Origin of the sequence: Saliphagus sp. LR7 (assembly GCF_003344565.1) — an archaeon.
Classification (GTDB): Archaea; Halobacteriota; Halobacteria; order Halobacteriales; family Natrialbaceae; genus Saliphagus; species Saliphagus infecundisoli.
Genome location: NZ_QPND01000008.1, coordinates 1 through 17,224 on the forward strand (window position 1 = coordinate 1; position 17,224 = coordinate 17,224).

Below are 17,224 nucleotides of genomic sequence, written 5' to 3' on the forward strand. Positions count from 1 at the left end.
TCTTACTACCTTCTTCGACCGCCGAGGTAGTAAGGATGCCGATTCGTGCGAAAACAAGAGGTGCGGGCGCTGTATCCCCTCCCTGCTCGCTGAGGAAGGGGGCTTAGCGCCCTCAATTACAGCTAAATTCCCTTGCCCATCAGGTGGCTCCGGAGGACGTCGGCCTCCTTGTTCGCCGAGGCGGTGTTGACGATCACGACCGTTTCGTCCCCATCCCAGGTTCCCTGCTCGGCGAGTTCCCAGGCCCCGCTCGCGGCGCTCGCGGCGCTGGGCGAGAACTCCAGACCCTCGCCTTTCGCGACCGCGATCGCGGCCTCGAGGATCTCCTCGTCGTCGGTCGCGACCCCGCCGCCTCCCGATCGGGAAAGCGCATCGATGACGTGGGCTCCCGCCGTCGGGTCGGGGATCTCGATGTCGCCACAGATCGTGTCGGGGTGTTCGACCGGCTCGGGTTTGTCCGCGCCCGTGGCGACGGCCTCCGCGATCGGTGCACAGCCCGACGCCTGGGCGGCGTAGATCGAGGGAACCCGATCGACGAAGTCCAGGTCCACGAGTTCTCGAAACCCCTTCTCGATGCCGACTACGCCGGCACCGTCACCGGTCGGGACGACGACGGCGTCGGGGGACTCCCACTCCAGAGATTCGGCGATCTCGTAGGCGACGGTCTTGACGCCCTCGTGGCGGTAGGGCGTCTCGAAGGCGCCCATCGGGTACCACTCCTCGCCCTCGCTCGCGTCGGCGTACGCTTCCTCGGCCTCCCTGATCCGCCCCCCCGCGACGGTCATCTCGCCGCCGTGGACGTTCGTCATCGCCTTCGCGGTAAACCCCGAGCGGGCGGGAACGAAGACGTTCGCCGCGAGGTCGGCTCGGCCCGCGGCCGCGGCGACGGCCTGACCGTCGGTTCCCGTCGAAGCGAGGCCGACCGCCTCCACTCCGGCCTCGCGAGCCATCGAAGCGCCCAGGTAGGCGCCCCGGTCGGCGATCGACCCCGACGGATTCCGCCCCTCGTCCTTGACGAACACGCGCTCGATCCCGAGTTCGTCGGCGAGTTTTCCACAGTCGACCAGGGGGGTTCCGCCCTCGTCGGCCGTCACCGCCCGCTCGCGCGGGAGGGGGAGCAGGTCCTCGTAGCGCCACTGGCCGTTCGTGCGACGCGAGTCGAGGGCGGCCGGCTCGACGCCGATCGCGTCGTAGTCGTAGCGCGGATCGAGCACGCCCCCACACGCCGGACATCGGCCCGCTTCCGGCCCGACTTCCTCCCCGCAGTCGAGGCAGGCGAGGCCGGAAAACGCCTCGGTCGTCTCCATACCGGCCGTCCGGGCGGCGGCGACTAATCGCTGTCCATCCCCGGACGGCGCTCGCGCCGGGAGTATTGTGATCTCGGAAGGGGGCACGCATCCACAGGGAATTACCATATCAAATCTCATCACCCCCTCCGAACGAGTGGGCACCAGGGGTGACGATCCCGACCGCGGCTGTTCGAAACGAACGACCCCACGGACCGAGCGCGGACGCCGGGCGAGCGACCGGAGTCACGTCTACGCCTTCGAGAACGGCGACCTCCTCGAGCTTCCCGTCGCCTACGACGGCTTCACGCTGAAGGCGACCATCGACTCGGACGCCGGCGGCGACTGACCGGGTTGCCGCGAGGGAACGGCCCTTGGGCCCGGGCCCCGAACTGGGGCCATGAGCAACCCGCCCCAGGTCGCCGTCGTCGGCGGCGGCCTCGCCGGCCTCGTCGCCGCCCGCCACCTCGCGGCCGCCGGCGGTGACGTCACCTGTTACGAGCGTGCAGACCGGGTCGGTGGCCGCGTCCGCACCGAAACACGCGAGGGCTATCGCTTCGATCGGGGCTTCCAGGTGCTGTTCACGGCGTACCCCGCCGTACAACGCGAACTCGACCTCGCCGCCCTCGACCTCCGACGGTTCTCCCCCGGCGCGACTCTCGCCCGCCCCGGGCAGCGCTCGACGCTCGCCGACCCGCTCAGGTCGCCGAAACGGTTCCCGGCAACGCTGTTCAACACCGAGGTGACCGTCGGCGACAAGCTCCGGGTGCTCGCCCTTCGATCGCGGCTCGCGCGGACGGAGTTCGACGAGCTGTTTTCGGGTCCCGATCGATCGATCGCCGAGAGCCTCCGCGATCGGGGCTTTTCCGAGCGTTTTCTCGAGAACTTCGTCGCGCCCTTCTACGGCGGGATCACCCTCGATCGCTCGCTCTCGACCTCCGGACACGTCTTCGAGTACACGTTCAAGGCGCTCTCGGCGGGGTCGATCGCGGTTCCCGCCGCGGGGATGGGCGCGATTCCCGAGCAGCTCGCCGAACGCGCCCGGGAGGCTGGGTGCGAAATCGAGATCGGACGCGAGGTCACGGCTGTCTCGTCCGACGGGGAGGGCGCGAGGATCACGACGGCCGACGGCGACGACGTCGGGGCCGACGCGGTCGTCGTGGCGGCCGATCCCCCGACGGCCCGCTCGTTGACCGGAGTGAGATCGATCCCGACCGAGGCACGCTCCTCGGTCACCCAGTACTACGAACTCGGCGCCGACCTCGACACCGGGCGCCGGCTGGTGGTCAATCTCGAGGCGGAGGGACCGAACCACGTCGCGCCGACGACGGCGGTCGCCCCCGAGTACGCTCCCGGTGAGACGACGATGGTGAGTGCGACCTTCCTCGGCGAACCCGAAGCAAGCGACGAGGAACTCGCCGAGCGAGGGCGACGAGCCCTCGAATCGTGGTTTCCCGCCCGCCGGTTCGACGGCTTCGACCTCCGCTCGACCGTCCGGGTCCCGTTCGCGCAGTTCGACCAGCCGCCGGGATTCCGCGAGGGGCTTCCCGGCCCCCGCACGCCCGACGGACCGGTCTACCTCGCCGGCGACTACACCCGCTGGTCGTCGATCCAGGGCGCCATGGAGAGCGGACGGGAGGCGGCCCGGGCGGTCGTCGCCGACCGTTAGAGCAGCCGGCGACACTCGGCGAGAGGGGGAAACCAGAGCGTCTCGCCCTCCCCGTCGCCGACGCCCGGATGCCAGCCCCCGGCGTCGGCGACGAGCGGCGACTGGAAATCGCTCCCTGACATCCCGTTTATCGTGCTCCCGGGTGCGAGCCGGGTGAACGCGGGCAGCATCAGTACGTCCGCGCCGTCGAGGGAACCGGGTCCGTAGAGAAAGCAGGGCCGTTTCCGCCCCTCAATCTCGATGGCGGGGTGGTCGTGGCCGACGACGTACCGTTTTGCGGGTAGCTCGGGGACCTCGTGGCCGTGGGCGACCACGGTCTCGCCGTCGGCGAGGCGGTACTCGGCGTGGATCTCGCCGTCGTAGACTCCGGAAAGCATCGTGTCGTGGTTTCCGCTGACGACGACGGGCCGGGCGCCTCCGTCCTCAATCGTCTCGAGGAAGGCGACGAGATCCCTCTCGACGCCCCGCGGAACCCGCGAAAAGGAGTGGAGGATGTCGCCGGCGACGACGACCTCGGCGAGGTCGGTCCCCTCAAGGAGCGCTTCGAGCCGGTCGATGGCGTCCCGGCCCCCGCCGAGGGGAGCCTCCACCCGGGAGGCGACGTCCCGACCGAGATGGACGTCGGCGATCACGAGCGTCTCGCTATCGGGGACGTAGACGGCCCGTCCGACGGTCGACAGGCCGTCGGGATCGGTCACGGGCCGACTCCACGGGCTGTTCGGCGGGCGGCGATCGCCGGGGGAGACTGGGTGGGCGTCACTGACGGCGGGAGGCGCTCGCGGGGGATCAAGCTTCTCCCGGAGGCCTACCTTTTTGCCGGACTCGGGCGAATCAGGGGGCATGGTCGACGTCCTCGACGACAAGCGGACCGCGACGCGGTTCCGGATCCTGGTCGAGATCGCAAAGCGCCAGCCGGCGGTCAGCCAGGGCGAGATCGCCGAGGAGGTCGGCGTCACCAGCCAGGCCGTAAGCGAGTACGCCCGCGCGCTCGTCGACGACGGGTTGGTCGAGAAGGAGGGTCGCTCGCGCTACCGGGTCACCAACGAGGGCGTCGACTGGCTGTTCGGCGCCGCCGAGGACGTCAGCCGCTTCGCCGAGCACGTCACCGAGGACGTCCTCGAGGCGATGAGCGAGGACGCCGCGATCGCGGCCGACGGCATCGAGGAAGGCGAGACCGTGACGCTTTCGATCGAGGACGGCCTCCTCCATGCGACCTCCGGGGATGCGGGGCCGGCGACCGGAACCGCGACGACCGACGCCGCCGCGGGCACCGACGTCGGCGTCACCGGCTTCGAGGGCGTCATCGACCTCGAGGCCGGCTCCGTGACCGTCGTCCAGATCCCCTCGGTGCGCTCGGGCGGGAGCCGGGCGGCCGACCCGGAGGCGGTCGCCGACGCCTGCGAGGGGGCGGATCTGGTGGCCGCGGCGGGGATCGAGGCGGTCGTCGCGCTCCGGGAGGCGGGCGTCGAGCCCGCGGTCACGGTCGCCGCCGGCGAGGTCGCCGCCGCCGCGGCCGAACGGGGGCTCTCCGTCGTCGTCCTCGCGACGACCGACGCCGTCGGCCGGGTGACCGACGTGCTCCGGGACGGCGAGGTCGCCTACGAGGTCCGAGAAAGCCAGTAACGACCGAAGCGGGTCGTCGAACCACAGCCAGCAGTTCGATCCGTTCGTCGCGGTGACAGTGTCGCGCGTCGCGGATAGGACTTTACTGCAGGGGAGCCTACAGGAGATATGACGACGGCAAACTGGGTTTTTGCGGCCCTGTTGGTGCTCCAGGGCCACTTTGCGGCCTCGTACCTCGTTCCGCTGGACGGCGAGGCCCAGGAGGAGTTCGGCGGCCTCCTGGCGTGGCTCTGGCCCTGGAGCGACGGTGACGGCGGGCTGATGGGCCAACTCGCGGTGGGCGGGAACCTGCCCCTCGCCGGGCTGTTCCTCGCGATGACTTCGGCGACGCTGTTCGTCTGTGGCGCCTTGGCGGCGGTAGAGATCGGGGTCCCGTTCGGCTGGTGGCGGTTCCTGGCCGGGGGCGGAGCCGTCCTGTCGCTCACCTTGATGGCGGGCTTTTTCGGCGCCACGAAACTGCTGCCGATGATCCTCGCCGTGGCCGTGCTGTGGGCCGTGGCGACGAATTGGCTCCAGCCTCCCGGATAGGGACGGCCGCGGAAGTCGGTAACGCTCCGATCCGATTGCTCTCTGGGTTGGAGACGAATCAGTGCACCGTCGATCGCCGTACGGCAAGACGATCGGTCGGTGAATAGTCAGATCCGACCGTATCAGTCGCCCCCGCGGCCGTCGGCGTGGTCCCTGGCCGTCGCGTACGCCTCCCGGAGTTCCCGGAACGCCGCCTCGTCGCCGCCGTGGTCGGGGTGGACCTCCTTTACTCGCTCGCGGTAGGCCGACCTGACCTCCCCCGAACTCGCGGTCGTCGGCAGTCCCAGCGTGCCGTATGCGTTTCCGACCCGCTCGGCGAACGCGGATCTCGCCGGCTCCGGCGACAGGTCGGGCGTCTCGAAGGGGAGTCTCGCGCCGAGGTGGGCGACCGGCATCTCGTGTTCGACGAGGACCACCGCCGTCCCGGTCGTGTTCCGAAGCCGGAAGAACGCGTGGGCGTCGAACGTGATCGCGACGTCACGTTCGGGCAGGTAGAACGCGACCGGATGGCCCGCGATCGGGTGGTCCTCGGCGTACCGCTCGCCGATCTCGCCCAGATACTCCCGGATCTCCCGCCGCCGTCGACCCTCGCCCGAGTACCGCGGCTCGCTCGCCCGGCGGGTCGGAAACCACCGCTCGCCGAGGACGAAGAGGATCGCGGCGACGGCCGCGAAGGCGGCCCCGAGGGCGAGTCCCGCGAGTACCGCCGGCGGGATCGTCTCAAGCCCCTCGACGACGCGTCCTGGCACGGGGAGAGGTAGGAAACGACGGGTAAAGAATCGCTCGTCGCGGACCGGGAGAGGTCGAGGGTCTCGCTTACCCGATGTACCGCAGGTCGTCGTCGCTCGGTAGCTCCATCGACTGCTGTTGTTGCTCCATCTCCTGGATCTTCCCGATGACCTCCTCCATCTCCTCGGCGCGCTCGTCGAGCGAGTCGTAGCCGACCTCGAGGTCGAGGCGGTCCTCGAGGAGTTCGAGGATCGCCCGGGCGCTTTTCGGATCGACGAGATAGCCGCTGGTCTCGCCCATCAGGCAGGCGGCGTCGAACCCGCGCCGACCGCCCAGACCCAGCAGGAGGCCGCTGACGCCGACGATCCCGCCCGCGGGCTCGTCCTCGCGGAACTCGACGCCGAGTTCCTCTAACTCCTCGCGCAGGTCGGCGTCGCTTACGGCGCCGATGACGTCGTACTCCTCGATGAGTTCACCGGTCGGGACGCCCCCGAGCGCGTAGATCTCGCTCACGTCGAACTCCTCGGCGACGTCGAGGAAGGCCTCGGTCAGCGCGTAGTGGCCGGCGTTGCTCTGGGCCTGGTGGTCGCCGGTCAGCACCAGCATGTCCCGGCCCGCCTCGGGAGAGATCGCGTGGAGCTTCGCACACGTGAGCTCGGCGACCCCCTCCTCGACGCTCACCTGCGGGGGGAACTCCCGGGAGTAGAGCCGCCGGACCAGCGTCGTCTCGGCGTCGAGTTCCTCCACGAGGTGTTCGGCGGCCAGCGTCCCGACGTGGCCGACGCCGGGCAGCCCCTCGATCAGGACCGGCTCCTCTACGTCGGCCTCGGCGACCGCGTCGATCTCGAGATCGTCCATCCTACCTCCCTTCGGGGCCGCCGTACTTAAGAGAACGTCGGTACTCGCCGTGGGGGTCCGCGGGGGAAAACGGTGCTGGCGCACTGTTTTCGGCGTCTGCGCCACACTCCGGGCAGCGCTCCGCGAGGGTGTAGATCGGCCGGTCGTGGGCCTCGCGCCAGGCCGAACACACCCGAACGTCCGACTTCACGGCGTTACTCCTCGTCGGTGCGCCGCTCACGGTGGAACTCGCCGCTGCCGCCCTCGGCCTCGATCGCCGACACCGCTCGGGAGGCGCTCTCCTCTAGGGCGTCCTCGGCGGTCTTGTAGTTGGGCGCCCGGACGGTGATCCGGTACTCGGGGGCGCCGACGTAGCCCACCGAGAGTTCGACGCCCTCGGGGACCTCGCCGTTGCCCTCGGCGGCCTTCAGGGCCTCGCGGACGCCGTCGACGCCCGATGCAGAGGGGTTCTCGAGGTCGACGTAGCCGCTGACGTCGACGTAGGGCACCGAGACGTTCTCGCGGGCGGTCTCGACGATCGCCTCGCGGTCGTCCTCGGCGAGGTCGGTTCCCTCGAGGGCCTCCCGTCCGTGGATCGCCGCCTCCGAAAAGCCCTCGTACAGCGAGCCGTGAGCAGCGAGGAGTTCGTCCGCGACCTCGACGTAGCGCTCGTCGGGGACGTCCTCGCCGAAGGCGATCCCCATCCAGTTGTCGGCCTTCTGTTCGTTCTTCCACTCCTGGATCTTATCGGAGCGCTGGTGGTCGTTGACGTCCTTCAGGGAGAGGTCGATCTGTTCGTGTTCCTCGTCGACGTCCAGGACCTTGCAGACGGCGATCTGGCCCTCGCGGACGTGGTCGCGGACGTTCTTGATCCAGCCGTTTGCGACCTCCGAGATGTGGATCAGCCCGCGTTTGTCCCGGTACTCCTCTAAGTCGACGAAGACACCGAAGTCCTCGATCTCGTCGATCTTGCCGACGACGAGTTCGCCGGCGTCGGGCCATCCACTGTACTTCATTGTTCGACGGTCTCCCCGTCGGTCGGGCTCCCCGCCGAGCGCCGCTCGACGGTCTCTATTACCTCGTGGTCGATCTCGGCGTTACCGCCGGTGGGACGGGCGAGCGTCGTCCCACAGACCGCACACGCCACGTCCGAGGAGGCCTTTCCGAAGACGACCTGTTCGTTCTCGCAGTCCCCACAGCGGACGAGATAGAAGTTTCCGGCCATGATTACTCCTGGAACTCGAGACGGCCCGCGCGCCATCCCTTCCGGAGGTGGGCCTTCCCACACTCGTTGCAGCGGTACTTCAGGTCCGTGCGCTTGGTCGGCTTCTCGCCGACCGGGACCTTCGAGAACCGGCCGCTGTTCCCGATCGAACTCGACGCCCGCCGCGAGCGGCGGGTGTCCCACTTCATCCCGCTCGAGCGGCCGGTGCGGGACTTCTCTACTTCGTGTTCGTGGTGTTCGTGACAGTGCGGACAGTACGTATTGAACCGGCGTGGCATCTGCATGGGTAGTTCTTGGCCGGAGTTGGTCGTGCCCGCTTAAAACCCGTTTGGTTTTTCGCCCGCCCGCCTGCCGGCCGGCCGGCGGTCATCGGGATTCCGGGACGTTCGCCGCGGCCGTCCGGGCAGTCCCCCGGTGGTCCGACCGGCCGCGGATCAGGCCTCGAGGGCGTGTTTCTCGACGACGACGTCCTCGATGGCCAGCACGTCCAGGCCCATCCCGTAGAAGTCCTTGATCGCCTCGGTGGGCGTGTTGACGATCGGCTCGCCGTGGTCGTTAAAGGAGGTGTTGAGCACGACCGGCACCCCCGTCAGATCGCCGAACGCCGAGATGAGCCGGTGGTAGCGGGGGTGTTGGTCCTCGCGAACGGTCTGGGGCCGGGTCGTGTCGTCGCCGGGATGGAGTACGGCCTCCAGGTCCTCGCCGCGATCCGGGTTCGCGTCGTAGCCGTTGATCATGAACGGCGCGGGGCCGCCGTCGACGAGGTACTCCTCGGCGGCCGCTTCGGTCATCGAGGGCGCGAAGGGGCGCCACTCCTCGCGGTGTTTGACGTAGCGGTTGACCCGATCCCTCGATTCGACGGTCCGGGGATCGGCGAGGATGCTCCTGGCACCCAGGGCCCGGGGCCCCATCTCGAGACGCCCCTGGAACCAGCCCACCAGCGCGCCGTCGGCGAGCCGGGAGGCGACGTATTCCTCGAGGTCCTCCGGCCGATCGTAGGCGATCTTGTTCGTCTCCAGCAGCGCATCGATCTCCCGGGTGTCGTAGGCGGGCCCGAGGTAGGCGTCGGTCATCTCGGGGACGTCGGCGGGCCGGGACTCGAGCCAGCCGGCGCCCAGCGGGAGTCCGGCGTCGTGGGCGACCGGCTGGACGAACAGTTCCGAGACCGCCGGCGACTCCCGGAGCCGTTTGTTGAGCTTGCAGTTCAGGGCGACCCCGCCCGCGAGCGCGAGCCGATCGGTGCCGACGGCGTCGAGCGCCTGGACGGCGATCTCAAGGACGGTCTCCTCCAGGAGCTTCTGGGCGGTGTGGGCGAAGTCCTTCTCCCACCGGTCGAACTCCCGCTCGCTGCCCCGGTCTACCTGCTCGCGGCCGAAGGCCTCCTCGAGACGGGAGACGCCGTAGTCGGTGCCCCAGCGCTTGGTGAGCGGCGTCACGTCGTAGTCGACGCCGAACTCGACCAGCTCGCGGAGGGTTCGCTCGATCTCGGGGTTTCGCTCGCCGTAGGGAGCCAGTCCCATCACCTTCCCCTCGCCGTTGAACATCCGGTAGCCCAGGAACTCGGTGACGATCGCGAAGAAGATCCCGAGGCTGTTGGGGTGGTCGTACGTTCGCAGCCGTTTGAGGCCCCGGTCGGTTCCGTGCCAGACGACCGTCGAGTCGTACTCGCCTTTCGCGTCGATCGTCAGGACTGCGGCCTCCGAAAAGCCGGAGGGATGAAAGGCGCTTGCGGCGTGGCACTCGTGGTGGGAACGGGTTTCGATCTCGGGGACCGGCCCGCCGATGTCGGCGAGTTTGGACTCGATCTCCCGGGTGGGGAGAAACCGGCTGCGAAGCTGGGTCACGGTCACGTTCTCGAGGCCGGTCAGCTTCGGGAGCAAGCCGGGGATGGTCGCGGCGTCCCGGAGGTAGTGGGTGAGGATCTTCCGGCGGAGCGTCGGGTCGTAGGGGAGGACGATCCGGTCGACGTCGGCGAGGTCGAGGTCGCGGTAGTCGAGACACGTCCGGATCGCGCGGGTCGGAAAGGTGTCGGGCGCGTGTTTCTCGCGGGTGAGTCGCTCCTCCTCGATCCCGTAGACGAGTTCGCCGTCCTCGAACAGCGCGGCCGCGGGATCGTGTTGCCCGTAGAGACCGATCGCGGGCTTGAACGAAAGGAGGTACTCGGACACTACACCGAAGAGGGTCCGTCCCTCAAGTAAGGATTACGATCCGATGGCCGTCCGATGCGGCCCCGTCCCCTATCGCTCGCGCGATTCGGGTGCGATCGCCATCGGGTACTCCGTGAGGTTCTCGTACCCTCCCTCGGTGACGACGACGAGGTCCTCGAGACGGACGCCGCCGACGGCGGGATCGTACAGTCCGGGCTCGACCGTGATCACGTGACCTGCCTCGAGTTCGCCCCCCGACGGCGAGAGGCTCGGCCGCTCGTGGATCTCGAGACCGACGCCGTGGCCGGTGCTGTGGATGAATCCGGTCTCGGCGGCGGGATCGCTCCGGAGCGTGTCGTAGCCCGCCGCCTCGATGACGTCACACGCCGCGTCGTGGACCGCGGCGCCCGTGACGCCCGCCTCGACGCTTTCGAGGGCGGCCTCGTAGGCGTCCTCGACGACTCCGTACCGCCGTTCGATCTCGTCGTCGGCCTCGCCGCGGACGAACGTCCGGGTCATGTCGCCGAAGTATTTGGTCCGTTTGTCCCGGGGAAAGATGTCGATCACGATCGCCTCACCGGCGAGCAGCGGCCCGCTCCCGCGGTCGTGGGGATCGGCGGCGTCGGCACCGCAGGCGACGATCGTCTCGTCCAGCGCACAGCCCCGCCGGAGGAGGGCGATCTCGATCTCGGTCGTCACCCGCTCGCTCGTGAGCGGTTCGCCCTCGTGGTACAGCACTCCGTCCTCGACGTCGGCCCCGGCGAGCAGCGATTCGGCGACCGCCATCGCGGCCTCGTTGGCCCGCTGGGCGTCGTGGACGTACCCCTGCTCCTCGTCGCTCTTGACGGCCCGGATCTCCTCGACGACCCCCTCGCGGTCGACGGTCACCGAGACGCCCTGCTCGCGGAGGCCATCGGCGGTGCCCGCGGGAAAGCCGTGGGGGACGACGACGCTCCCGGCGCCGTGGTCTCCGAGAAAGCGCGCGATACACCGCACCGTCCCCTCCTCTGGACCGTGTTCTGCGACCAGCGTCCGGTAGTCGTAGTCGGCGTGTCGGGAGACGGTGTCGGCGCGTGACTCCCGACTGGCGCGGCCGTACTCGAGCCCCGAGACGAGCAGGTGGGTCCCTTCGCCGGTCACGAGCGTCCGGTAGGGGTCCGGCGCGCTAAAGCCCGAGAGGTAGTGCTGGTCGGCGTCGTCGCCGTCCTCGCTGACGAGATAGCCGTCGGCGTCCCGGTCGGAGAGCAGTTCCCGGACCGGCGAGAGGTCGATCTCCATGCCGGCCACTGGGGCGGGGGAACCATATAATGGCGCGAATCGCGGCCACCGACACCGGTATAGGCGGGCCGTTCGAGAGAGCGGGTATGTATGTCACTATCGCGCCGTCGTCAGTCGGCGGGCGGGTCCGGGCGCCCCCATCGAAGAGCTACACCCATCGGGCGATCCTCGCGGCGGGCTACGGCGAGGGCGCCTTCGTCCGGGACCCGCTCCGGAGCGCCGACACCCGCGCGACCGCCCGCGCCGTCGAGGCCTACGGCGGGAGCGTCGCCGAGCGCGAGGAGGGGTTCGAGGTCGAGGGTTTTTCGGGCGAACCCGCGGTCCCTGACGACGTCATCGACTGTGCGAACAGCGGGACGACGATGCGCCTCGTCACCGCGACCGCCGCGCTTGCCGACGGGACGACCGTCCTCACCGGCGACGGGTCGCTTCGCTCGCGCCCGCAGGGACCCCTGCTCGATGCCATCGAGGAGCTGGGGGGCGAGGCGGCGAGCACCCGCGGAAACGGTCGGGCGCCCCTGGTCGTCACCGGCCCCATCGCTGGAGGGGGAGTCTCGATCCCCGGCGACGTCTCCTCGCAGTACATCACCGCCCTGTTGATGGCCGGCGCGGTAACCGAGCGGGGGATCGAGATCGACCTGGAGACCGAGCTCAAATCCGCACCGTACGTCGAGATCACCCGCGAACTCCTCGCGGCGTTCGGGGTCGAGACGACCGAAACCGGAGGAGGGTTCGCGGTCGCGGGCGGCCAGCGCTACGACCCCCCCGAGGGAGAGTATTCGGTGCCGGGCGACTTCTCCTCGATCTCCTACCTCCTCGCGGCCGGCGCCGTCGCTGCCGCCGAGACGGTCGAGATCGAGGGCGCCCACGAGAGCGCCCAGGGCGACCGTGCCATCGTCGATATCGTCTCCGGGATGGGCGCGCCCGTCGAGTGGAATCGTGCCGAGGGAACCCTCTCGGTCTCGGCGGCAGATCTCTCGGGGATCGAGGTCTCGGTCGCCGACACCCCCGACCTCCTGCCGACGATCGCCGCCCTGGGCGCGGTGGCCGACGGCGAGACCCGGATCACGGACGCCGAACACGTCCGCTACAAGGAAACCGATCGGGTGTCCGCGATGGCGGCGGAGTTAGGAAAGATGGGCGTCGAGACGACCGAGGAACCCGACGCGCTGACCGTCCACGGTGACCGATCGACTCTCGAGGGCGCGGCCGTGGACGGTCGCGGCGACCACCGGATCGTGATGGCTCTCGCAGTCGCCGCCCTCGCCGCCGACGGCGAGACGACGATCGCCGGAAGCGAGCACGTCGACGTCTCCTTCCCCGGATTCTTCGGGACGTGGGCGGATCTCGGCGTCGATCTCGAGGAGCGAGAGTAAGGGGCGGGCCAACCGACCACGTTTCAGTCCGGACCCCGTACCGCCGCCATGCTCACCGGCTCGGCAACCTGGGACTACCGCGACGCCCGCCACGAGCGCTTCGGACGGACCCACTTCCGGCGCTACGGCGACGGCCTCGTCTCGAGTCTCGGTCTGGGCACCTACCTCGGGGAACCGACCGACGACGTGGACGAGGCCTACCGCGAGGCGATCGGGCTGGCCCTCGAGTCCGGGTGCAACGTCGTCGACACGGCGATCAACTACCGCTGTCAGCGAAGCGAGCGGGTCGTCGGCCACGCGGTAGCGGAGAGCGACGTCGGCCGCGAGGCGGTGCTGGTCGCGACCAAGGGTGGCTTCCTTCCGTTCGAGGGCGAACGTCCCGACGATCCCGGTCGATTCGTCCGCGAAGAGTACGTCGAGCCCGGGTTGGTCGATCGTGACGACCTGGTGATGGGCAGTCACTGTATCGCTCCCGACTTCCTCGACGACCAGCTCGACCGTTCGCGTGCGAATTTGGAGACCGATCCCGATCTCTACTACGTTCACAACCCCGAGACCCAGCTTCGCGAGCGCTCCCGCGAGGAGGTCTACGACCGGCTCGAGGAGGCGTTCGTCCGGCTGGAGGAACGCGCTTCCGACGGCGACCTGGGAGGCTATGGCGTCGCGACCTGGGAGGCGTTTCGGGTTCCCCAGGACCACGACGCGTATCTCTCCCTGCCGGAGGTCGTAGACCGCGCGCGTGCGGCCGCCGACCGGGCGAGAACCGGCGGAACCCACTTCCGGGCGATCCAGCTTCCGTTCAACGTCTCGATGGCCGACGCGTTCACCGTCGAGGCCCACGAGACTCCCGACGGAGAGAAGAGCGCGCTCGAGTTCGCCGCCGACGCGGGCCTCGCGGTGTTTACGAGCGCGAGCATCGCCCAGGGTACCCTCGCCGACCGGCTTCCCGAGGCCGTCGCCGCCCGACTCGGCGGCGAGACGCCCGCCGGGCGCGCGATCAACTTCGCCCGGTCGGCGCCGGGGGTGACCGCCTCGCTGGTCGGGATGCAGTCGATCGAGCACGTTCGGGAGAACCTCGAGGCCTGCGAGGAAGACCCGATGGGCGCGGCGGCGTTCGACGAGGTCTTCGAGTAGTCACCACGGCGACAGGGGTCCGCCGTCGGTGATCCGTTCGTCGGCGAGGCGGTCGTGGACGAGGCAGGCCCCGACCGCGAGGACGGCGGCCCCGATCCCGGCGACTCCGACGGGTGCGATCACCAGGTTCGGGGCGCCCGCGAGGTAGAGAACGGCGAGCCCGCCGACGGCGTTGTAGGTCCCGTGGAGGATCGTCGGCGCGAGGGCGGTCTCCGCGCGGACGGTGACGTAGGTGTAGACCGGCGCCATGGCGACGGTCGCGACGGTCATCACCGCGACCCCCACGACGGGGAACTCGGGGAAGTTGTAGCCCTGGATGATGACCGGCGCGTGCCAGACCCCCCAGACCACCCCCGTGAGAAGGGAGACCGGCCAGAACCCCAGTTCGGAGAGCTCCGAGAGGAGGAGTCCCCGCCAGCCGAGTTCCTCGCCCGCGGCCGCGAGGGCGTTGATCGTCGCCCCCGCGACCAGCGCCTGGCCGACGAAGACCGCCGCCGCGGGGACCGGCAGCGCCTCGAGTTGCTCGACCGTCGCCGCGGCGTCGGCCTCCGAGAGCCCGGCCTCGAGGAAATAGGTCGCGTAGTCGGTCGTCAGCGAGACGCCCGGGATCGCGGCCCCGACGCCGATCGTGGCCCCCAGTAGCCCGACCGGAAGGAGCCATGCAAGGACGATCCACCGGGGACGCCCGCGTGCGATCCCACAGCGCGCCCGGATCGACTCGCCACGTCGGCGGGCGACGACGATCGCGGCGACGGCAGGCCCCCACATGAACGTCACGACGAGGAGGGCGGTTCCGACGACCGTATCGAACCCGATCCCGGCCAGAAAGAGCACAAGCGCGCCGGTCCACGAGATCCCGAACGCGAGCGCGAGGAACTCCCCGACGACCCGCGTCCGTACGTCGGTCGCGTCCATATCCTCTCGCTCGAACGAGTCCGATAAAAACGTTTGGCGAACTCGACGGCGTCCGAACCGCTCGTGGCCGCGATCGGACGACGGGAGGAAGGCATACGTGACCGGTCCGTGAAACCCGCCCATGAACGATCCAGCTCGAGGGACGCGATGAGCGCTCCGGAATCGCGGCCACCGCGGACGAGCCGCCCGGTTGCCCACGTCTACGACGCCGCCTACGCGGGCGTCCCGAACTGGGACATCGGCCGCCCCCAGCGCGCGTTCGTTTCGCTTCTCGAGGCCGGTCTCGTCCGGAGTCCGGTTCTGGACGTCGGCTGTGGAACCGGCGAACTCTCCCTGTTTCTCGCCCGTCACGGCCACGACGTCCTCGGGATCGATCTCTCGGCGCTCGCGATCGGCCAGGCCAGGGAGAAGGCCCGCTGGCGGCGGGTCTCAGCGCAGTTCCTCCAGTGGGATGCCCTCCGGATCGGGGAACTCCGGGCCGCGAATCTCTCCTTTCGGACGGTCGTCGATTCGGCGATGTTTCACGTGCTGGGCGACCGCGAACGCGACCGGTTCGTTGCCGCGCTGGGCGAGGTCGTCCGACCCGGCGGGCTCTACTGCGTCCTTGGGGACGCCCGGCGGGACGAGAACGAGGTGTACGGAATCACGCCCGCGGAGATCCGGCGGCGCTTTCGCGGCGACTGGGAGGTCGTCTTCGCGAACCGGACGGTGTTCGAACGGCGCTGGAGTTCGAACCCGGCGTACGTCGTCGGCGTCCGGCGGCAATGACAGGGCGCGACGGGAGTGAGCGAACGCTTCGCGTTCGCGAGCTACGTCGCGCTCGTGAGGTGAGCGAAGCGAACCGAACGGGCGCGACGGGATTTGAACCCGCGACATCTTGGTCCGGAACCAAGAACTCTGTCCACTGAGCTACACGCCCTCACCCGAAGAGAGCGCCGGGGGACTCATAACAGTTGTTGATTCACTCGATCAAAAGGAGAGCTGGTCGTCCCGCCGGTCCTCGCCGTTTGCGGGCGGGGTCCGATCGGAGTAGAACCGCCGGCCGACCGCCCGGCTGTCGACCATCGTGAGGACCGCCTCGCGGACGTCCGCGGGCGACTCGTAGGTCTGTCCCGCCCCCTCGCCGAGGACCCCCCGGAGGGTTTCGCTTCCGTTCGGGAACTCGAGGGCGTGGTCGCCCTCGGCGGCGAGGAGGTCCTCGTCCGTGATCGGGTACGATCGCTCCTCGAGAGCGTCGCTCAAGGTCCCGAACTCGATGCCGAACTCGCGGCTCGCGGGCGTGTTTCGGTTCGGTGTCATCCCGGCTCCGTACGTCGCGGAGCCATATACGTGTGGGACCAACACCCACGGTCCTCTGACCGTCATCGAACGAGGAGAGTCACTGCGAGGGACTCGTCCGCCGGTCAGTCGAACTGCGGGAAGACCTCCTCGCTCAGGACGTCACAGAACGCCGCCTGGTCGGGGCTGTGGCTCTGGTAGACGATGTGGTTGAAGCCGGCGTCGACATACTTCTGGGTGACCTCGTGGATGTCCTCGGGGTCGGTGGTGATCGTAAACGCCTCCTTCAGGTAGTCGGGGTCGACCTTGTCGCCGTGGGCCTGGACCGTCCGGGGGTCGGCGATGTCGGCCTCGAAGAAGATCGGAAGCTGGGTGCCCCGCCAGGGGAGACACGGCCGGAGGGCAGCCTCCTCGCTGTCGGGGTCGTAGGAGACGTGGAGGTGGATCGAGCGGTCGAGTTCCGAAAACGAGGAGTTCCGGTCGGACTTCTCGACTCCCTGCTCGACCGCGGGGAACAGCTCCTCCTTGACGCGCTCTGGCTCCTCGAAGACGGTGATGTAGCCGTCACCGAGGTCGCCGGCCATCCGGGCCAGCGTCGAGCCGTTCGAGGCGATGTAGATCGGCGGCGCCTCGTCGGGGCCGGTGTAGAGGTTCGCTTCGTTCAGGTCCCAGTAGGTGCCGTCGTAATCGACGAACTCGCCTTCGAACAGCGTCCGGATGATCCGGACGCCCTCGGCGGTCCGGCGGGCGGACTCGCCGAACTCGGGCATCGGGAGCCCGAGGGGACTCTCGTTCAGGGCCTCGCCCGAGCCGAGCCCCAAGAAGATCCGGTCGGGGTAGAGCTCCGCCAAGGTCGCCAGGCGGTGGGCAACGTTCGCGGGATGGTATCGGTGGATGATCGCGCTGACGCCGGTGCCGATGACGAGGTCGTCGGTGCGTTCGAGCGCCGCCGGGAGCCACGACCAGCAGTTCCCGCCGTTGGCCGAGGAGCCGTCCTCCAGGTGGTCGAACCAGGGGTGGAAGTGATCGTTGACCCAGGCGGTGTCGAACCCGGCGTCTTCCGCGAGCTCGACCTGATCGAGACACTCCGCGGGCGAAAACTCCTCGAGGGACGCGAACCAGCCGAAGCGAACCATGTGGAATAGGGTCGCGGCGGTATCCCTATACGTGTTTCTCTCCGCGCGTCTCTCGCCGCTCGC

20 protein-coding genes and 1 tRNA gene are annotated in these 17,224 nt (G+C 69.3%); 7 read left to right on the plus strand and 14 right to left on the minus strand.

Annotated elements, in window-relative coordinates:
* Positions 1-122: 122 nt before the first annotated feature.
* Positions 123-1,307, minus strand: coding sequence for a pyridoxal-phosphate dependent enzyme (locus DVH23_RS12140; RefSeq protein WP_114577705.1), 1,185 nt, complete (start codon positions 1,305-1,307; stop codon positions 123-125).
* Between the two features lie 136 nt (positions 1,308-1,443).
* Between DVH23_RS12140 and DVH23_RS12145 the strand changes: the two genes are divergently transcribed.
* Positions 1,444-1,635 carry a hypothetical protein gene (locus DVH23_RS12145; RefSeq protein WP_114577706.1) on the plus strand — a complete coding sequence of 64 codons (192 nt, stop codon included), beginning with the start codon at positions 1,444-1,446 and terminating at the stop codon, positions 1,633-1,635.
* Between the two features lie 51 nt (positions 1,636-1,686).
* Positions 1,687-2,955, plus strand: coding sequence for an NAD(P)/FAD-dependent oxidoreductase (locus DVH23_RS12150; RefSeq protein WP_114577707.1), 1,269 nt, complete (start codon positions 1,687-1,689; stop codon positions 2,953-2,955).
* On the opposite strand, the gene DVH23_RS12155 is transcribed toward DVH23_RS12150, so the two are convergent.
* A complete protein-coding gene (locus DVH23_RS12155; RefSeq protein WP_114577708.1) occupies positions 2,952-3,653 on the minus strand; it encodes a metallophosphoesterase in 702 nt (233 codons plus the stop codon). The two genes, DVH23_RS12150 and DVH23_RS12155, sit on opposite strands and share 4 nt — an antisense overlap.
* A 142-nt stretch (positions 3,654-3,795) precedes the next feature.
* On the opposite strand from DVH23_RS12155, the gene DVH23_RS12160 reads away from it, so the two are divergent.
* Positions 3,796-4,578 (plus strand): MarR family transcriptional regulator, encoded by a 783-nt coding sequence (locus DVH23_RS12160; protein WP_114577709.1) that lies wholly within the window; start codon positions 3,796-3,798, stop codon positions 4,576-4,578.
* A gap of 108 nt (positions 4,579-4,686) precedes the next feature.
* A complete protein-coding gene (locus DVH23_RS12165; protein ID WP_198667920.1) occupies positions 4,687-5,106 on the plus strand; it encodes a hypothetical protein in 420 nt (139 codons plus the stop codon).
* A 122-nt stretch (positions 5,107-5,228) separates the two neighbouring features.
* Here DVH23_RS12165 and DVH23_RS12170 read toward each other — a convergent pair whose 3' ends face one another.
* The 8 genes from DVH23_RS12170 to DVH23_RS12205 all read right to left on the minus strand — a co-directional run bounded on the left by DVH23_RS12170 (position 5,229) and on the right by DVH23_RS12205 (position 11,322).
* Positions 5,229-5,855, minus strand: coding sequence for a J domain-containing protein (locus tag DVH23_RS12170; RefSeq protein WP_198667921.1), 627 nt, complete (start codon positions 5,853-5,855; stop codon positions 5,229-5,231).
* A gap of 67 nt (positions 5,856-5,922) precedes the next feature.
* A complete protein-coding gene (locus DVH23_RS12175; protein WP_114577710.1) occupies positions 5,923-6,693 on the minus strand; it encodes a proteasome assembly chaperone family protein in 771 nt (256 codons plus the stop codon).
* 1 nt (position 6,694) lies between these two features.
* Complete coding sequence (locus tag DVH23_RS12180; protein WP_114577711.1) at positions 6,695-6,883, minus strand: RNA-protein complex protein Nop10; 189 nt, start codon at positions 6,881-6,883, stop codon at positions 6,695-6,697.
* A 4-nt stretch (positions 6,884-6,887) separates the two neighbouring features.
* Positions 6,888-7,688, minus strand: coding sequence for a translation initiation factor IF-2 subunit alpha (locus DVH23_RS12185; protein WP_114577712.1), 801 nt, complete (start codon positions 7,686-7,688; stop codon positions 6,888-6,890).
* Entirely contained in the window at positions 7,685-7,897 is a 213-nt protein-coding gene (locus DVH23_RS12190; RefSeq protein ID WP_114577713.1) for a 30S ribosomal protein S27e, read from the minus strand. Before DVH23_RS12190 ends, DVH23_RS12185 begins: the two co-directional genes overlap by 4 nt.
* A 2-nt stretch (positions 7,898-7,899) precedes the next feature.
* A complete protein-coding gene (locus tag DVH23_RS12195) occupies positions 7,900-8,181 on the minus strand; it encodes a 50S ribosomal protein L44e (RefSeq protein WP_114577714.1) in 282 nt (93 codons plus the stop codon).
* 150 nt (positions 8,182-8,331) lie between these two features.
* The gene (locus DVH23_RS12200) at positions 8,332-10,065 is read right to left on the minus strand and encodes a carbamoyltransferase C-terminal domain-containing protein (protein WP_114577715.1); all 1,734 of its coding nucleotides are present in this window, start codon (positions 10,063-10,065) and stop codon (positions 8,332-8,334) included.
* 69 nt (positions 10,066-10,134) lie between these two features.
* Complete coding sequence (locus tag DVH23_RS12205; protein ID WP_114577716.1) at positions 10,135-11,322, minus strand: Xaa-Pro peptidase family protein; 1,188 nt, start codon at positions 11,320-11,322, stop codon at positions 10,135-10,137.
* Positions 11,323-11,408: 86 nt separating this feature from the next.
* Here DVH23_RS12205 and aroA point away from each other — a divergent pair, with 86 nt between their 5' ends.
* Both aroA and DVH23_RS12215 read left to right on the plus strand, forming a co-directional pair.
* Positions 11,409-12,698 (plus strand): 3-phosphoshikimate 1-carboxyvinyltransferase, encoded by a 1,290-nt coding sequence (gene aroA / locus DVH23_RS12210; RefSeq protein ID WP_114577717.1) that lies wholly within the window; start codon positions 11,409-11,411, stop codon positions 12,696-12,698.
* A gap of 48 nt (positions 12,699-12,746) precedes the next feature.
* Positions 12,747-13,832 carry an aldo/keto reductase gene (locus DVH23_RS12215; RefSeq protein WP_114577718.1) on the plus strand — a complete coding sequence of 362 codons (1,086 nt, stop codon included), beginning with the start codon at positions 12,747-12,749 and terminating at the stop codon, positions 13,830-13,832.
* On the opposite strand, the gene DVH23_RS12220 is transcribed toward DVH23_RS12215, so the two are convergent.
* Entirely contained in the window at positions 13,833-14,747 is a 915-nt protein-coding gene (locus tag DVH23_RS12220; RefSeq protein WP_114577719.1) for a type II CAAX prenyl endopeptidase Rce1 family protein, read from the minus strand.
* Positions 14,748-14,894: 147 nt separating this feature from the next.
* Here DVH23_RS12220 and DVH23_RS12225 point away from each other — a divergent pair, with 147 nt between their 5' ends.
* A complete protein-coding gene (locus DVH23_RS12225; protein WP_114577720.1) occupies positions 14,895-15,515 on the plus strand; it encodes a class I SAM-dependent methyltransferase in 621 nt (206 codons plus the stop codon).
* A 78-nt stretch (positions 15,516-15,593) separates the two neighbouring features.
* Here DVH23_RS12225 and DVH23_RS12230 read toward each other — a convergent pair.
* The 3 genes from DVH23_RS12230 to DVH23_RS12240 all read right to left on the minus strand — a co-directional run bounded on the left by DVH23_RS12230 (position 15,594) and on the right by DVH23_RS12240 (position 17,161).
* A tRNA-Arg gene (locus DVH23_RS12230) sits at positions 15,594-15,666 on the minus strand.
* A 50-nt stretch (positions 15,667-15,716) separates the two neighbouring features.
* Positions 15,717-16,046, minus strand: coding sequence for a hypothetical protein (locus tag DVH23_RS12235; protein ID WP_114577721.1), 330 nt, complete (start codon positions 16,044-16,046; stop codon positions 15,717-15,719).
* A 104-nt stretch (positions 16,047-16,150) separates the two neighbouring features.
* Positions 16,151-17,161: a TIGR03557 family F420-dependent LLM class oxidoreductase gene (locus DVH23_RS12240; protein WP_114577722.1), complete on the minus strand. Its 1,011-nt coding sequence runs from the start codon at positions 17,159-17,161 to the stop codon at positions 16,151-16,153.
* Positions 17,162-17,224: the final 63 nt, after the last annotated feature.

Coding starts and splice junctions, on each gene's coding strand:
- DVH23_RS12205 (WP_114577716.1), bottom strand. CDS start 11,322: ATGGAGATCGACCTCTCGCCGGTCCGGGAACTGCTCTCCGACCGGGAC.
- DVH23_RS12160 (WP_114577709.1), top strand. CDS start 3,796: ATGGTCGACGTCCTCGACGACAAGCGGACCGCGACGCGGTTCCGGATC.
- DVH23_RS12240 (WP_114577722.1), bottom strand. CDS start 17,161: ATGGTTCGCTTCGGCTGGTTCGCGTCCCTCGAGGAGTTTTCGCCCGCG.
- DVH23_RS12165 (WP_198667920.1), top strand. CDS start 4,687: ATGACGACGGCAAACTGGGTTTTTGCGGCCCTGTTGGTGCTCCAGGGC.
- DVH23_RS12225 (WP_114577720.1), top strand. CDS start 14,895: ATGAGCGCTCCGGAATCGCGGCCACCGCGGACGAGCCGCCCGGTTGCC.
- DVH23_RS12185 (WP_114577712.1), bottom strand. CDS start 7,688: ATGAAGTACAGTGGATGGCCCGACGCCGGCGAACTCGTCGTCGGCAAG.
- DVH23_RS12235 (WP_114577721.1), bottom strand. CDS start 16,046: ATGACACCGAACCGAAACACGCCCGCGAGCCGCGAGTTCGGCATCGAG.
- DVH23_RS12140 (WP_114577705.1), bottom strand. CDS start 1,307: ATGGAGACGACCGAGGCGTTTTCCGGCCTCGCCTGCCTCGACTGCGGG.
- DVH23_RS12150 (WP_114577707.1), top strand. CDS start 1,687: ATGAGCAACCCGCCCCAGGTCGCCGTCGTCGGCGGCGGCCTCGCCGGC.
- DVH23_RS12190 (WP_114577713.1), bottom strand. CDS start 7,897: ATGGCCGGAAACTTCTATCTCGTCCGCTGTGGGGACTGCGAGAACGAA.
- DVH23_RS12175 (WP_114577710.1), bottom strand. CDS start 6,693: ATGGACGATCTCGAGATCGACGCGGTCGCCGAGGCCGACGTAGAGGAG.
- DVH23_RS12220 (WP_114577719.1), bottom strand. CDS start 14,747: ATGGACGCGACCGACGTACGGACGCGGGTCGTCGGGGAGTTCCTCGCG.
- DVH23_RS12195 (WP_114577714.1), bottom strand. CDS start 8,181: ATGCAGATGCCACGCCGGTTCAATACGTACTGTCCGCACTGTCACGAA.
- DVH23_RS12215 (WP_114577718.1), top strand. CDS start 12,747: ATGCTCACCGGCTCGGCAACCTGGGACTACCGCGACGCCCGCCACGAG.
- aroA (WP_114577717.1), top strand. CDS start 11,409: ATGTATGTCACTATCGCGCCGTCGTCAGTCGGCGGGCGGGTCCGGGCG.